Below are 15,924 nucleotides of genomic sequence, written 5' to 3'. Positions count from 1 at the left end.
AAAGCATCAGTGTAACAGCGCAGACAGGGGCATCGACATACAGCAAATGCGACAAACGTAGGGGGTCGATTTTTATGGCGCACGGGCAAACTATCTGGTAGTTTTCCCCGTTTGGTGGCTTCCGGGTCGCCCGCACGTCCGCCCATGCGCGGTTTCGGCATGTTAAAAGTAAGAGGACCGATCATGCCTGCGTCAGAAAAAACAGCTGAAAGCCTGAAAACCTTCACCCCCTACAAGCCTAAAAAGGGTGAAGCCTACATGAACGAGGACCAGAAGAATCACTTTCGTCAGATTCTGCGTAACTGGAAATCGGAATTAATGGAAGAAGTGGACCGCACCGTAAGCCACATGAAAGACGAGGCAGCCAACTTTCCAGACCCCGCGGACCGTGCTACTCAGGAAGAAGAGTTCAGCCTGGAGCTTCGCACCCGAGACCGCGAGCGCAAGCTGATCAAGAAGATCGACGCCACCCTGGATCTGATCGACGAAGACGACTATGGTTTTTGCGATACCTGCGGCATCGAAATCGGCATCAAGCGGCTGGAAGCTCGCCCTACAGCCACGCTGTGCATCGATTGCAAAACCCTGGACGAAATTAAAGAGCGCCAGGAACGCGGCTAACTCCCCCGCCGGCAGCTCCTCTCTCAGCCCAGCGATGGCGCATTCCTCGTCATCGCTCCGGGCTTGCTGTCACTGACGCGCCCTATGTCTAAAGCACAGCGGCATCAAAACAGCACCTATATCGGTCGTTTCGCTCCCTCCCCCACCGGCCCACTCCACCTCGGCTCCCTGGTCAGCGCGGTGGCCAGCTATCTGGACGCCCGTTCCCAACAGGGACAGTGGTTACTGCGAATAGAAGACCTGGACCCACCCCGGGAACAACCCGGCGCCGCCGAGGCTATTATCCGCAGCCTCAAAGCCCATCATCTACACTGGGACGGCGAAATCGTCTGGCAAAGCCAGCGGCACCACCTCTACCAGCAGGCCCTGGACACACTGCTTGCTCAGGGCGATGCCTTTCGCTGCAGTTGCTCCCGGGCACAGCTGCGCGCCAACGGTGGCATCCACTCCGGCCAGTGCGTGACCGAGCTGGTGCCCGATGACGCCGCCATCCGCTTGCGAGTCAATCACCATGTAGAGCTATTCGACGACCGCTTGCTGGGCCCTCAGCAGCAGAATCTGGCCGAAGAAGGCGACTTTGTACTGCGCCGCCGCGATGGCTTGTACGCCTACCAGCTGGCGGTGGTCATCGATGATGCAGACCAACATATTACCGATATTGTCAGAGGCAGCGACTTACTGGACTCCACCGGACGACAGCGCTTTTTGCAACAATGCCTGGGACTGCCAGAGCAGCGTTACCTGCATATTCCGGTGCTCACCGGTGCTGATGGCTGCAAACTCAGCAAGCAGAGCTTTGCCCCCGCCATCGACAATCTGCAGCCCGAGGCTAACCTGCGACAAGCGCTGCGCTACCTAAGGCAACCCGCGCCTCCCGCAGACCTTCCTCTGGACGCCTTGCTGGCCTGGTCCTGCCGCCACTGGCAGCTTGAGAACTTGCCCCGCACCCTGTCGATGCCCTGCTGAGCTATCCCGAGGGCCTGGCAACGGCCGCCAACCGGAGAGCGTCCAGTTTTGCAGTTTCGCCATTTTGTACGGATAATCCGCTTCTAACCTAGGACCGCCATACTGCCACCCCACTATGCGCATTCACTCGCCACTGCTACTTTTGATCAGTTTCGCGGTCATTACCGCGCCAGCTTGGAACGAGTGGATATACAGCAGCTCCGCCGCCTGGTACCGCCCGCATATTCTCTGGATGGTGGGGGTGGCAGCGGTGTACTTTATCCAGCGGCAGCGGCGCTACGATGATTTTTAGTTCCAATATGCTGCTGCTTACAGCGGCCGGCTATCTGCTGTTACTGTTCGGGGTAGCCTACGCCGCGGACCGCCGCTTCCTTCCCTCCTGGATTATTGATCACCCTGCCACCTACGTGTTGTCACTGGGCGTCTACGCCGGCAGTTTTGCTATTTACGGTGCCATTGCAGCGGCGAAAATCGCGGGCTTCAGTTACATCTACTATTTCGTCGGCTTTTCCGGCGCTCTGATGTTCAGCCCCATTTTGCTGCAACCTCTGTACAACATCTGCAAAACCTATCGACTCAACTCCCTGGCCGACTTGGTCAGCTTTCGCTTTCGCAGCCAGTGGGCTGGTACGTTGACCACGGTCTTCATGGGGTTGCTGATTTGGCCGCTCATCGCCATCCAGATTCAGACCGTGTCGGACACTGTGCTAATACTGACCAATGACGCTGGCGACATCGCCAACGACAGCCACCCGCGCCGGTTCGGAGCCTGGCTGTTCTGCGCAATGCTAATGGTCTTCACCATTCTGTTTGGCTCCCGCAATCTATCGGCTAGAGATAGTCACCGCGGCTTGGTCACGGCACTGGCCTTTGAATCTTTGATCAAACTGCTGGCAGTGGTCACCGTGGGCGCCATCGCCGTGATCAGTATTTTTGGCGGCTTCGCTGATATGCAGCAATGGCTCTCTGAACGCCCTGAATTGATAGCACAGCTGCGCTCGCTGACCAACAGCCAGGAAAAACACATGATGCTGGTGATGGCCTTTGCCGCATCGATGTGTCTGCCTCACATGTTTCATATGTTGATAGCGGAGAACCCCAGCCCTCGCAATCTCCGGGCAGCCAGCTGGGGGCTGCCTCTCTATTTGCTGTTGCTGAGCCTGCCGGTGCTGCCCTTGCTGTGGGCCGGCCAGGCCGCCCAAGTCAATATACCCGCCGATTACACCGCGCTAGGGCTGGCCTTTCACCTAGACCAACCCTGGTTAACTGGGTTGATTTACTTGGGCGGTTTGTCTGCGGCCAGCGGCATCATCATCGTCGCCACATTGTCGCTGGCGTCGATGAACCTCAACCATGTCGCATTGCCGCTGTTCTACCCGACTAGCGAGCGTGTGGACATCTATCGCTGGCTGCTATGGACCCGGCAGATCTTAATCGTTGGCATCATTGCGGTGAGCTACGGCATGTATGAGTTTATGCCGGTGCGTCATAGCCTCAGCGACCTACTGATAGCGACACTGACCGGCGCCGTGCAATTTTTACCCGGCCTGTTGGCGGTGCTGTATTGGCCCCAGGCCAATCGCAAAGGCTTTATCTGCGGCCTGACCGCCGGCTTTACGGTATGGATCTTAGGTAACATGCTGCCGCTACTGGGTATCCACACCGAGCACCTTTTACCCCTCTCGAGCCTACCCTCTGGCACACCGTACTGGGTCATGAGCGGCAGCCTGTCTCTGAGCGCCAATGTGATCGCTTTTATCGCAGTCTCACTAATGACCGAAACCAGCCAGGAAGAGCGGGGCGCAGCCGAGGCTTGTACCCTGGACGACCTCAACCGTCCCAGCCGGCATGCCCTCAACCTGCGCAGCGCCCGGGAAATGCGCAGCCGGCTCATCGATGCGTTGGGCAACACCGCCGCCCAAGAGGAATTTCAGCGGGCACTGGAAGAGTTACAGCTCGCCGACAGCGAAACCCGCCCCTACGCGCTGCGGCGGATACGGGACCGTATTGAGGTGAACCTGTCGGCACTGGTGGGTCCCGGCAATGCCCGCCGACTGATTGACAGGGCGCTGCCCTACTCCGGCAGCCAGCTCGGTGAAGGCGAGGACATCACTTTTATTGAGGACCGGCTGGAGCGCTATCAAACCCACCTTACCGGCCTCGCCGCCGACCTTGACGGCCTGCGCCGCTACCATCGCCAGACACTGGAAAACCTGCCCATCGGGGTCTGCGCCCTGGGGGCCGACCAGGAAATACTGATGTGGAATAAGTCTATTGCGGCCATCACCGGCGTCGACAGCGCCGATATCACCGGCTCCTCAGTCAGCGGCTTGCCCTGGCCCTGGGCCATTTGCCTGTCATCCTTCCTACACAGCGACGATGACCACTGGACCAAGTACTCTATGGAAACCGCCAGCGGCCACCGCTGGTTAAACCTCCATAAAACCGAATCCCACACCGCTGGCCGCAATGAGCTGCTGATTGTGGTGGAAGACATTACCGACACCCAATTGCTGGAGCAGGAACTGACCCACCAGGAGCGGCTGGCCTCCATCGGTCGTCTCGCCGCCGGTGTCGCTCACGAAATCGGCAACCCAGTCACCGGCATCGCCTGCCTGGCGCAAAATCTACGCTACGACACCACTAACCCCGAGAGCCTGGAAACTGCCGAGCAGATCATCAAGCAAACCCAGCGCATAAGCAGCATTGTGCAGAGCCTGGTCAACTTTGCCCACACCGGGCGAGACGACCCCTCCCAGGCTTTTGAGGCAGTCACCGTGCGCGACTGCGTCGACGAGGCCATGCACCTGCTCAGCCTGGACAGTGGCGCCAAGCAAACCTGCTACGACAACCGCTGCCCCCCCAACATTCAGGTGGCGGGCGATTACCAGCGCCTGATGCAGGTGTTCATCAATCTGATTTCCAACGCCCAGGACGCCAGCAAAGAGGTCGCCCACGTTACCGTCGACGCCCGCCGTTCCCAGGACAAAATTCACGGCGACCATGTCCACATTACCCTCACCGACCAGGGCAGCGGTATCGACGACAAGTTGCGTGAACAAATTTTCGAGCCCTTCTTTACCACCAAAGACCCCGGACAGGGCACCGGTCTGGGCTTGGCGCTGGTCTACAACATTATCAGCGACCTGGGAGGCGAAATCAGCGCCGAAAGCCCCATCCATGAGCAAGGGCTTGCCAAGCAGGGCACTCGCTTCCATATTTTGTTGCCTCCCGCCAGCACTCTGGTGCAAAACGGCGAAAATCTAGAAAAATCCACCTAATCAGGTTATTTTGTAGGGCTCCCCTGAGTAGTTCGCCAATCTGGAGTTCGCAATGTCCCGTGTGCTGATAGTTGAAGACGAAGATGTCATTCGCCTTGCCCTGCGCCGTCTTCTGGAACGCAACGACTACAAAGTCGACGAAGCGGGCTCGGTGGCCGAGGCCATGGACAAATACGACCTGGATGGCTACGAGCTGATTATCAGCGACCTGAGACTACCGGGCGCTCCCGGCACCGATCTGATCAACAAAACCGACAGCCCGGTGCTGATCATGACCAGCTACGCCAGCCTTAAGTCCGCTGTCGACTCCATGAAAAAGGGCGCCATCGACTATATTGCCAAGCCCTTCGATCACGACGACATGCTGGAGACCGTGGAACGGATTATCGGCAGCAACGCCGCCGAAGAACCCCGGGCCAGCGCCAGCAGCCAGCGCCAGCGCAAGCAATTGGCCGCCGTCAACGGCATGATTGGCAGCTGCAAGCCGATGCAGGCCCTCTACGAGAATATCCGCCGGGTGGCACCCACCGACACCACCGTTCTGGTCCATGGCGAAACCGGTACAGGTAAGGAACTCGTGGCCCGGGCTATCCACAGCCAAAGCAAGCGTGCCAACAAACCCATTGTCTGCGTTAACTGCGCCGCCATCCCAGAAACTCTGATTGAGTCAGAACTCTTCGGTTACGAAAAGGGTGCCTTCACCGGTGCCAACGCCAACCGCATTGGCCTGATTGAAGCCGCCGATGGCGGCACCTTGTTCCTCGACGAGATTGGTGAACTACCCCTGGAGGCCCAGGCCCGGCTGCTGCGCTTTATTCAGGAGGATGAAATCCGCCGCATCGGCTCGGTGGAATCCAGCAAGGTAGATGTGCGCCTGATCTGCGCCACCCACCGGGACCTCAAAGAGATGGCCCACAACGGCCGTTTCCGGGAAGACCTCTACTACCGCATCCACGTTCTCAAACTGGAACTGCCGCCACTGCGGGAACGGGGCCGCGATATTCTGGAGATTGCCGAATCCGTGCTCAAACGGCGCTGCGAGGAAATGGGCAAGCCACTGATGCACTTCAGCCCCAAAGCCATTCAGGCCATCACCACCTATATCTGGCCCGGTAATATCCGCGAACTGGAAAACGCCGTGGAGCGAGCGGTGATCCTCAATGACGGTGAGGAAATCGACAACGAATTACTGGATATCGATCTGGAGCTGGTGGATATCAGCCAGATCCGGGGCCGCCGGCAAGAACCCCGGGGCCGCCAGGTCGGCGGCAGCGAGCGGCGCAGCGAAAACCGCTCCCGGCCCAGCAACGATCCCGCCGAGGACCTGTCACTGGAAGATTACTTCCAACGCTTTGTTCTCGAGCACCAGGACTCCATGAGCGAGACCGAGCTGGCTAAAAAGCTCGGGGTGAGCCGGAAATGCCTTTGGGAGCGCCGCCAGCGCCTGGGCATCCCCCGGAAAAAAGCAGCGCGAGGTAACGGCTGAAGACGCCGTTACCCAACCATGTCCCGCGTAACAAAAGCCGTTTACATCGGTAACAATTCACAGTTTTGAAAGGCAACGGGAACCCCCCTAAAAAACACTAAGCACTTGTTTTTAAAAGACTTTCAAAACCTGGCACACCGCATGCAATGTATAGGCGCAAAGAACAATAAATCAGACAATAAAAATAACAAAAGCAGAAAAAATAAAAATAACAGCGAAGATAGAGACCTGGGTGGGGAGAACATTGTTTTCCCCTTCTTCGTTTTTGGCCCTTTGATTTTTAATCTCCCTCAATTTACTAACTCAGTTTCTCGCTCTGTTGCGTTTAATTGCCCCTGCACTATTGCTCCCCGCACGATAACACCGCATTGGCCTCGCCCCTGTGCTAGAATCCCGCCTTTCGATTTTTACGGGTTGTCAGTTCATTCATGTCATCGAGCGCCGTCACCGGGCTATGGAAAAAGCTAACCGGTAAACTCGCCAAATCCGGTGACCCGGATACCGGCCCCCTGGTCGTGCCCCGCGATCAGCACAGCGTGTCCCGCAAGCTGATCAGCGACAACGCCCTCAAAGTCATGCACCGCCTCAATCAGGCCAACTTCGACGCGTTTTTGGTGGGCGGTGGCGTTCGCGACATCCTGCTGGGCGGTCACCCCAAAGACTTCGACGTGGCGACCAGCGCCACCCCCGAGCAGGTTCGCAAACTGTTTCGCAACAGTCGCATCATTGGCCGCCGCTTCCGCATTGTCCACGTCCGCTTCGGGCGGGAGATCATCGAGGTCACCACCTTCCGCGGCAACCACAACAGCCCGGAAGCAACCAGCAACCAAAAACACGCCATGCGCAACGAAGACGGCATGTTGTTGCGGGACAATGTTTACGGCAGCGTCGATGAAGATGCTATTCGTCGCGACCTCACCATCAATGCTCTCTACTATTCCAGCCGCGACTTCTGTGTCTACGACTTTGTCGGCGGCCTGGAAGATCTCGAGAAGCGCCGCATCCGGGTGATTGGCGATCCCGAAACCCGCTATCGCGAAGACCCCGTGCGTATGCTGCGCACCGTGCGCTTTGCCGCCAAGTTGGGCTTTGATATCGACGCCGGCAGCGAGGCCCCGATGCAACCCCTGGCGCCGATGCTCAGCGATATCGCCCCGGCCCGCATGTTTGACGAGGTCATCAAGTTATTGATGGCCGGCAGCGGCCTGGCCACCTATGCGCTGATGCAGCGCTACGGTCTGTTTGCGCCCCTGTTTCCCCAGACCCAGCACATCCTGGACAGTAAAAACCCCGCCGACGCCGAGCTGATTCACCACGGTCTCAGCAACACCGACGGTCGCATTGCCGAGGGCAAGCCGGTGACTCCCGCCTTCCTCTATGCCGTGTTGCTGTGGCCAGCGGTGCGGGAAAGCCAGCGACAACTGGTATCGGAAGGGGTGCCAGAAATCCCCGCTCTGCATCAGGCGGCCGATCAGGTGCTTAGCCTTCAGCAACAGAGCGTCGCCATACCCAAGCGCTTCTCTCTGCCCATGCGCGACATTTGGGAACTGCAATTCCGCTTCCCCAATCGCCGCGGCAACCGAGCCGAACGATTGTTGGAGCAGCGCTACTTCCGAGCCGGTTACGACTTCCTGCTATTGCGGGAGCAATGCGGCGAAATTGAGCCCGGCCTGGGGCAATGGTGGCAGGCCTTCCAAGAGGCTCAGCCCGACACCCGCGACGGCATGGTAAAGCACAGCGACTCACCGCCGCCCAAGCGCCGTCGCCGCCGCCGCCGCCCCAAATCGCCCTCATGACCCGCTGTTACCTTTCATGATTCGAAGCTACATAGCCCTGGGCAGCAATCGCGGACAGCCCCGGCAACATATCGACTCCGCCTTGACCTCATTGGCCAATCTGCCCGATTCCCAGCTGGTGACGGTGTCCCGGCTGTTCGGCACCACTGCCGTCGGCCCGGGCAAACAGGACGACTACATCAATGCGGTAGTGGCTCTGGACACGGCCCTCGGCGCCGAGGCTCTACTGGACGCGTTACAGCGGATAGAAACCGAGCACGGTCGGCTGCGGGAGGTACGCTGGGGGCCCCGCAGTCTCGACCTGGACATACTGCTCTACGGTGACGAGACCATCGACACACCGCGCCTGCAGATCCCCCACCCGCGGATGATGGAGCGCGCCTTTGTACTGTGCCCGCTGGCGGATATTCACCCCGACTTTATTCAGCGCCATGGCCTGAGCGGTAGCAGCCACGTAGACTATCGGCTTAGGGACGATGTTTGGCTGCTGGAGGATAGCACTGCGGTCACGCACTTTCGCTGAGCCCACCAGCTCCGACCCAGGCGGCACCGTTGCCGCCGGCAGCGAGATAAACAGCACCTGCGGGAAGACGATGTGAACAACCAGGACCTCAGCAAACCGGCCATTATCAACCCCGACACGCCGCCGCGATTTATCGCCGTGGAAGGCCCCATCGGGGTCGGCAAAAGTACGCTGACCCGCCGCCTCGCCCACTCCCTCGGTTATCAAACCCTGATGGAGCAAGCCGAGGACAACCCCTTTCTGGAGCGCTTTTACGCCAAGCGCCAGCACGCCGCCCTGTCCGCGCAACTATTCTTTTTTTTCCAACGGGTCCAACAACTGGGCGAGCTACCCCAGCAGGACCTGATTGGAGGCAGCTATATCGCCGACTTTCTCTTTCAGAAAGACGCGCTGTTTGCCGAGGTCACCTTGGACGCCAATGAACTGGAGCTATACCGCAAAGTCTATCAACAGCTGCAGGTGGAAGTGCCCCAACCGGATCTGGTGATCTACCTGCAGGCGCCGGTCAAAGTATTGCGGGAACGCATTAAGCAGCGGGGCATCGCCTTCGAGCGCAACATGGACGCGGACTACCTGGAACAGGTCAATCGCGCCTACAGCGAGTTCTTCCACTCCTACCACCAATCGCCGCTGGTGATCGTCAACGCGGCAGAAATTGACTTTGCCCACAACGATAGGGATTATCAGCAGCTTCTGGACTACCTGCTGGAAATTCGCAGCGGGCGCCATTACTTTAACCCGACTTTTTTATGACGCCCCGCCGTCACCGTCCGCCGAGGTAAGCCCATGAGCAAGGTCAGCATTCCTACCCTGCTAGCCAAAAAGCGCAACAGTCAAAAATTTGCAGTGGTGACCTGCTACGACGCCAGCTTTGCCGGCGCCGTCGAGCGCGCCGGCATCGATGTGATTTTGGTGGGCGACTCGCTGGGCAATGTTCTGCAAGGCCACAGCTCTACCCTGCCGGTGACCGTCGAAGATATGGCCTACCACACCGCTTGCGTGGCTCGGGGCTGCAGCAGCCCTCTGATTGTTAGCGACCTGCCCTTCGGCAGCTATCACAGCGAAGAGCAGTGCCTGAACAACGCCACCTCCCTGATGCGGGCTGGCGCCCATATGGTCAAGCTGGAGGGCGGCACCTGGCTGTGCGACACCATCAGCAAATTGACCCGCATTGGCATACCGGTGTGTGGCCATTTGGGCCTCACCCCCCAATCGGTGAATGTGCTGGGCGGCTTTCGGGTCCAAGGCCGGGAACAAGAGCAGGCCCAGGCCATTATCGAGGACGCCAAGGCCCTGGAGGCTGCCGGCGCCAGCCTGCTCGTTGTAGAGTGCGTTCCCCGGGCCCTGGGCGCCGAGCTCAGCCGCGCGCTGAGCATTCCCGTGGTGGGCATTGGTGCCGGCGCCGATACCGACGCCCAGGTCCTCGTTCTCCACGACCTGCTCGGTGTCAGCCCCCGTGCCCCTAAGTTTGTCCGCAACTTCGCCGCCGGCAGCGCCGGCATCCAGGACGCCCTGGAGCGTTACCGCAGCGCTGTGGAAAACGGCAGTTTTCCGGGCCAAGAGCACGGTTTCGATTGACTTCTCCCCGCCTTTAAGCGACCGAACTATAGGCATTTTTTCTACAAAAAGCCGGCAAGTGATTGAATTTTCTGCGTGTTACCGGTAGAAACAAAATTACCGGTAACACTCCCGTGAATTTTTTGTTACCGGGCCATTGAACGGCCATGTTGATTCGGGCATACTTGCCCGCCACCTGACGAACTGGTCAGATTGTGAACAAACAAAACTGGCGTATTAAGGGTGGATATCGCGCTACATGCCGCCACCAACGCCGGCATTCGGGACAGGGAACAACGAGTCGCGCAATGTAATTTAACGGGGTTTATCAGCCCCCAGGTCGCCAGCCCGCGGTGTGCGCGGACTGACTTCACAGCAAACTGCCCTCGCAACGGTTAGCGCGGGGATCGAGATTGGGAAGTTGGGTAGTATGAAAACATACAGCACAACCGCGAGCCTTCGCGCCACCCTCAATGCCGCCCGCCGGGCCGGCAAGACAATTTCATTTGTGCCCACCATGGGCAACCTCCACGAAGGCCATCTGCGTCTGGTACGTCGCGCCCGTCAACTGGGCGACGTGGTGGTGGTGAGTATTTTTGTCAATCCCCTGCAATTTGGCGCCAACGAGGATCTGGACAGTTACCCCAGAACCTTGGCCGCCGATAAAGAAAAATTGTTTGCCGAAGGGGTACAGTGCCTGTTTTTGCCACAGGTCGACGAGATTTACCCCGAGGGCATGGACCTCCACAGCAAAGTGAGCGTACCGGACTTGTCAGAACGCCACTGCGGCGCCAGCCGCCCGGGCCACTTCACCGGCGTGACCACCATCGTCAACAAGCTGTTTAACATCGTCCAGCCCGACAGCGCCGTATTTGGCGAAAAAGATTTTCAGCAATTAAGTGTGATCCGCAAAATGGTGCGGGACTTATGTATGCCTATCGACATTGTTGGCGTCGCCACTGCGCGAGCCGATGACGGCCTGGCACTCAGCTCCCGCAATGGCTACCTCAGCGATCAGCACCGTCGTAGCGCCCCCGTTCTCCACCGCGTACTGCAGGAGTGTCGCGAAGCGATCGCCTGCGGTTATGACAGCTACCGGGAACTGGAGCAACACGCCGTACTGACCTTGCGGGAAGCTGGCTTTGAGCCGGACTATTTTGCGATTTGCGACGCGGGCAGCCTCCGTGAGGTTGGCCCACAAACCGAGGAAGTTGTTATACTGGTCGCCGCCAAACTTGGCAGCACCAGACTGATTGACAACGTGACCCTGAACCTGAATCCCAGCGCCGACTGGGGTATGCTGGCCACCAACTAGGGTCTGTAGAGAGACCCGGCCCGCCGAGACCGACGAGGAAGGAACAGCGTTATGCAGTCCACTATGCTGAAAGCCAAACTCCACAAAGCTCGAGTAACCCACGCTGTGCTGGATTACGAAGGCTCTTGCGCCATCGACGGCAAACTGCTGGATATGTCCGGCATTCGCGAGTTCGAACAAATCCAAATCTACAATGTGACTAATGGTGAGCGCTTTACCACCTACGCCATTCGCGGCGAGGACAACAGCGGCATCATCTCCATTAATGGAGCCGCGGCCCATAAGGCCGACGTTGGCGACACTATTATTATCTGTGCCTACGCCAACTATACCGAAGCGGAGCTGATCAACTTTAAGCCCCGCCTTATTTATATGAACCCGGATAACAGCGTCAGCCACTCCAGCAACGCCATCCCTGTTCAGGTCGCCTAAACAGCGTCAGTTTTGCGGCGGGGTAGTCACCCCGCCCGCTTCCCCTCCTCTCTCCTTTTTACCTCGCCGTGCTTCCTACTTTGGTCTAGGGGTTCTTCATTCCCCACTCACCAAGGGTTATCCTGCCACCATGACGCGCCCAAGTTCGGGCTGAAAATAATGACGGCCAAAAAGGTAACAGCATGACGACCTATACCCTGCACCCCGTATTTGAGGAGTTTGCCAAAACCGCACAGATTGACGCGGAGCGCTACGAAACCATGTATCGGCAGTCTATCGACGAACCCGATACATTCTGGGCAGAACAGGCCAGGGAGTTTTTGACCTGGGACCAGGAGTGGAACTCGGTCTGCGACTACGACTTCCCCAAGGGCCAAGCCAGCTGGTTTGATGGCGGCAAACTCAATGTTGCCTACAACTGTATCGATCGTCACCTCGAGACCCGCGGCGATCAAACCGCCATTATCTGGGAAGGCGACAATCCAGAAGAAAGTGCCCACATCAGCTACCGTCAATTGCACGAAGCGGTATGCCGATTGGCCAACGCCTTTAAGGCCCAAGGCGTCGGTGCCGGTGATCGGGTGTGTATCTACATGCCGATGATTCCCGAGGCCGCATACGCCATGCTGGCCTGTGCCCGGATTGGCGCCATCCACTCGGTGGTCTTCGGTGGCTTCTCCCCCGAGGCGCTGAAAGACCGCATCCAAAATGCTGAATGCAAGCTGCTGATCACCGCCGACGAAGGCGTTCGCGGTGGCAAAACGGTGCCCCTAAAAGCCAACGCAGATAAAGCTCTGCCCGAGTGTCCCACTATCGAAAGCTGCATTGTCGTCAAACGCACCGGCGGCAATGTCGGCTGGCAGGACGGCCGGGATGTCTGGTATCACGACGCGACGGCGGCGGTCTCGGCGGACTGCCCGCCCACCTCCATGGACAGCGAAGCGCCGCTGTTCATTCTTTATACCTCTGGCTCCACCGGCAAACCCAAGGGCGTGATGCACACCACCGGCGGCTACCTGCTGCAAAGTGCCATGACCCACAAGTATGTATTCGACTATCGCGACGGCGAAGTGTTCTGGTGTACCGCCGATGTGGGTTGGGTCACCGGCCACAGCTACATTGTGTACGGCCCGCTGGCCAACGGCGCCACTACGCTGTTGTTTGAAGGCGTGCCCACCTACCCCGACGCCTCCCGCTGCTGGCAGGTGGTCGACAAGCACAAAGTCGCCACCTTCTACACCGCTCCGACGGCAATTCGCGCGCTGATGGGCGAAGGGGACGAGTATGTTACCGGCAGCCGGCAAAGCCTGCGCCTGCTGGGTACCGTGGGTGAACCCATCAACCCCGAGGCCTGGGAGTGGTACTTCCGGGTGGTGGGCGACAGCCGCTGCCCCATTGTCGATACCTGGTGGCAGACCGAAACCGGTGCCCATATGCTGACGCCATTACCCGGCGCCACCCCCATGAAGCCCGGCGCCGCCACCAAACCCTTCTTTGGCGTTGAGCCGGCACTGCTGGACAGCAACGACCAAGAGATAGAAGGCCCCGGCGAAGGCTTGCTGGTAATCAAACGCTCCTGGCCCAGCCAGATTCGCAGCGTCTATGGCGACCATCAGCGCATGATCGACACCTACTTTAAAACCCACCCCGGCTATTACTTCACCGGTGACGGCGCTAAGCGAGATAAAGACGGTGATTACTGGATTACCGGGCGGGTGGACGATGTCCTCAATATCTCCGGCCACCGCATGGGCACCGCCGAAGTGGAAAGCGCCCTGGTACTCCACGACAAGGTGGCGGAAGCTGCCGTGGTGGGCTACCCCCACGACGTTAAAGGCCAGGGCATCTATGCCTATGTGACGCTGATGCACGACGAAGTGGGCAATGACGAACTGATCAAAGAACTGACCGCACTGTGCGTAAAGGAAATCGGCCCCATTGCCAAACCGGATCTGATCCAGTGGGCACCGGGTCTACCCAAGACCCGCTCGGGCAAAATCATGCGTCGGATTCTGCGCAAAATCGCCGCCAATGAGCTGGACAGCCTGGGTGATACTTCGACCCTGGCTGATCCCTCGGTAGTGGACGAGCTGATCGAGCACCGCCACAACCAATAGTGACGACACCCCGCCTGCCAGATCAATTCTGGCAGGCAAACTCCTCATCCGATATATCCATTAGCGCGTCAGCTCCGGCAAGCGCTGCGGCTTTGTGGCTGGCAGTGCGCGGCAGCAATCGCTGGAAGTAGAAGCGCGCGGTTTTGATTTTGGCCCGGTAAATAGGGTCGTCGATACCGGCGTCGATGCGCTGCTGGGCCACCTCAGCCATCCGCGCCCACATATAGGCCAGCGCCACATAACCCGAGTACATCAGATAATCCACCGACGCCGCGCCCACTTCCTCGGCATTGGTCATGGCTTTCTCGCCCACTGCCATGGTCAGCTCCCCCCACTCGCCATTGAGCTTGGCCAGGGGCTCGACAAACTCCGCCATGGCGGGATTATCCTGATGGGACTGACAGAACTTGTGCACACGCTTGGTAAAGTGGCGCAACACATTGCCACCACTGCCCAACACCTTGCGGCCGATCAGGTCCAGAGCCTGAATGCCCGTTGTGCCCTCGTAAACCGACGAGATTCGGTTATCCCGGGCAATGCGCTCCATGCCGTGCTCGCTGATATAGCCGTGGCCGCCGAATACCTGCATGCCCAGGTAGGTCACTTCCTGAGCGGTTTCGGTACAAAAGCCCTTGGCTACCGGGGTCAGTAGTTCCAGCAGGGTATTGGCGTCTTCACGCTGAGCCTCGCTGCCGTGTTTCGTTAAATCCACTTGCTGACTCAGCCAGTAGATCAGTGCCCGCTGCCCCTCCACCAAGGCTTTTTGGGTCAACAGCATACGCCGAACATCCGGGTGTACCATGATGGGATCGGCGGGGCCGTCAGGATTTTTAGCTCCGGTTAGCGAACGCATTTGCAGTCGCTCCCGGGAGTATTTCAGCGCTCCCTGGTAGGCGATCTCGCCCATGGCCAGCCCCTGTAGCGCCGTCCCCAGCCGGGCGGTGTTCATCAGGTTGAACATAATTTCCAGGCCGCGGTTTTCTTCACCCAGCAACACCGCCCGAGCGCCATCGTAATTCATTACACAGGTGGCGGAGGCTTTCAGGCCCATTTTTTTCTCGATGGCACCGCAGTGGATATTGTTGAACTCTCCCATCGAGCCGTCTTCTTCAACCCAGTACTTGGGAGCAATAAACAGAGAAATGCCCTTGGTGCCCTCCGGCGCCCCTTCTACCCGCGCCAGAATGGCGTGGATGATATTGTCACTGAGATCCTGCTCGCCGCCGGAGATAAATATCTTGCTGCCGGTCAGGGTATAGGTGCCGTCGTCGTTCTTGCGGGCCTTGGTACGCAACAGGCCGACATCAGAGCCGCAGTGAGCTTCGGTCAGGCACATAGTGCCGGCCCACTCGCCGCTGAGGATTTTGGGTAGATAGCGCTGCTTTTGCGCCTCGGTACCGCCGTTAAGCAGGCAGGTTACCGGCGCTAAGGCCAGGCCGGTATACATGCTGAAGGCCCAGCTGGGGGCTCCCACCATTTCACCGATTACTGTCCCGAGCGACGAGGGCAAGCCCTGACCGCCGTCTTCCGCCGGCACTGCCAGCGACTGCCAGCCGCCGTCACCCCACAGACGAAAGGCCTCTTTATACCCCGGCGGTGTAGTGACCTTACCATCACTGAACTGACAGCCCAGGGCGTCGCCTTCGGCGGCAATGGGACTAACCACCGATTCGGCAAATTTGGCACCTTCATCTATGATGGCATCCATCAAGGCATTGTTAACGGGCTCACAGCCCTGCAAAGCACCGTAGTGCTGCTCACTGACCAGCAAGTCTTTTAGAACAAAATCGATATCCCGACGGGGCGCGCGGTAGTCCACCATTGCTAACC

12 protein-coding genes and 2 pseudogenes are annotated in these 15,924 nt (G+C 58.7%); 13 read left to right on the top strand and 1 reads right to left on the bottom strand.

All coding sequences use genetic code 11. The features are described from left to right. The first annotated feature begins 183 nt into the window (after positions 1 to 183). From dksA to acs, 13 genes and pseudogenes are all read left to right on the top strand, one after another. A complete protein-coding gene (gene dksA / locus I6N98_RS02600; RefSeq protein ID WP_198570266.1) occupies positions 184 to 621 on the top strand; it encodes an RNA polymerase-binding protein DksA in 438 nt (145 codons plus the stop codon). Between the two features lie 84 nt (positions 622 to 705). Further along, on the top strand, positions 706 to 1,587 hold the full coding sequence (gluQRS, locus tag I6N98_RS02595) for a tRNA glutamyl-Q(34) synthetase GluQRS (RefSeq protein ID WP_198570265.1): 882 nt from the start codon (positions 706 to 708) through the stop codon (positions 1,585 to 1,587). Between the two features lie 115 nt (positions 1,588 to 1,702). Continuing rightward, positions 1,703 to 1,879, top strand: a complete 177-nt coding sequence (locus I6N98_RS02590) for a hypothetical protein (protein WP_198570264.1) — start codon at positions 1,703 to 1,705, stop codon at positions 1,877 to 1,879. Beyond that, positions 1,869 to 4,868 (top strand): ATP-binding protein, encoded by a 3,000-nt coding sequence (locus I6N98_RS02585; protein ID WP_198570263.1) that lies wholly within the window; start codon positions 1,869 to 1,871, stop codon positions 4,866 to 4,868. Before I6N98_RS02590 ends, I6N98_RS02585 begins: the two co-directional genes overlap by 11 nt. A gap of 52 nt (positions 4,869 to 4,920) precedes the next feature. After that, positions 4,921 to 5,184 (top strand): annotated as a pseudogene (locus I6N98_RS18750) (response regulator); the annotation flags it as partial. A gap of 153 nt (positions 5,185 to 5,337) precedes the next feature. Continuing rightward, positions 5,338 to 6,354, top strand: a pseudogene (locus tag I6N98_RS02580) (sigma-54 interaction domain-containing protein); the annotation flags it as partial. Positions 6,355 to 6,782: 428 nt separating this feature from the next. Further along, positions 6,783 to 8,150, top strand: coding sequence for a polynucleotide adenylyltransferase PcnB (pcnB, locus tag I6N98_RS02575; RefSeq protein ID WP_198570261.1), 1,368 nt, complete (start codon positions 6,783 to 6,785; stop codon positions 8,148 to 8,150). A gap of 16 nt (positions 8,151 to 8,166) precedes the next feature. Then, entirely contained in the window at positions 8,167 to 8,673 is a 507-nt protein-coding gene (gene folK / locus I6N98_RS02570; RefSeq protein ID WP_198570260.1) for a 2-amino-4-hydroxy-6-hydroxymethyldihydropteridine diphosphokinase, read from the top strand. A 72-nt stretch (positions 8,674 to 8,745) separates the two neighbouring features. Then, positions 8,746 to 9,426 carry a deoxynucleoside kinase gene (locus tag I6N98_RS02565; protein WP_232787440.1) on the top strand — a complete coding sequence of 227 codons (681 nt, stop codon included), beginning with the start codon at positions 8,746 to 8,748 and terminating at the stop codon, positions 9,424 to 9,426. Between the two features lie 33 nt (positions 9,427 to 9,459). Beyond that, on the top strand, positions 9,460 to 10,251 hold the full coding sequence (gene panB / locus I6N98_RS02560; RefSeq protein WP_198570259.1) for a 3-methyl-2-oxobutanoate hydroxymethyltransferase: 792 nt from the start codon (positions 9,460 to 9,462) through the stop codon (positions 10,249 to 10,251). 409 nt (positions 10,252 to 10,660) lie between these two features. Further along, a complete protein-coding gene (gene panC, locus I6N98_RS02555) occupies positions 10,661 to 11,545 on the top strand; it encodes a pantoate--beta-alanine ligase (protein WP_198570258.1) in 885 nt (294 codons plus the stop codon). A gap of 51 nt (positions 11,546 to 11,596) precedes the next feature. After that, on the top strand, positions 11,597 to 11,977 hold the full coding sequence (gene panD / locus I6N98_RS02550; protein WP_198570257.1) for an aspartate 1-decarboxylase: 381 nt from the start codon (positions 11,597 to 11,599) through the stop codon (positions 11,975 to 11,977). Between the two features lie 182 nt (positions 11,978 to 12,159). Further along, the gene (gene acs, locus I6N98_RS02545; protein WP_198570256.1) at positions 12,160 to 14,094 is read left to right on the top strand and encodes an acetate--CoA ligase; all 1,935 of its coding nucleotides are present in this window, start codon (positions 12,160 to 12,162) and stop codon (positions 14,092 to 14,094) included. 22 nt (positions 14,095 to 14,116) lie between these two features. Here acs and I6N98_RS02540 read toward each other — a convergent pair whose 3' ends face one another. Further along, positions 14,117 to 15,916 carry an acyl-CoA dehydrogenase C-terminal domain-containing protein gene (locus tag I6N98_RS02540; protein WP_198570255.1) on the bottom strand — a complete coding sequence of 600 codons (1,800 nt, stop codon included), beginning with the start codon at positions 15,914 to 15,916 and terminating at the stop codon, positions 14,117 to 14,119. Positions 15,917 to 15,924 lie beyond the last annotated feature (8 nt).

The sequence above is a fragment of the Spongiibacter nanhainus genome, assembly GCF_016132545.1.
Classification (GTDB): domain Bacteria; phylum Pseudomonadota; class Gammaproteobacteria; order Pseudomonadales; family Spongiibacteraceae; genus Spongiibacter; species Spongiibacter nanhainus.
The sequence above is the reverse complement of the archived record's forward strand: the minus strand, read 5'-3'. Positions and strand labels throughout refer to the sequence as shown.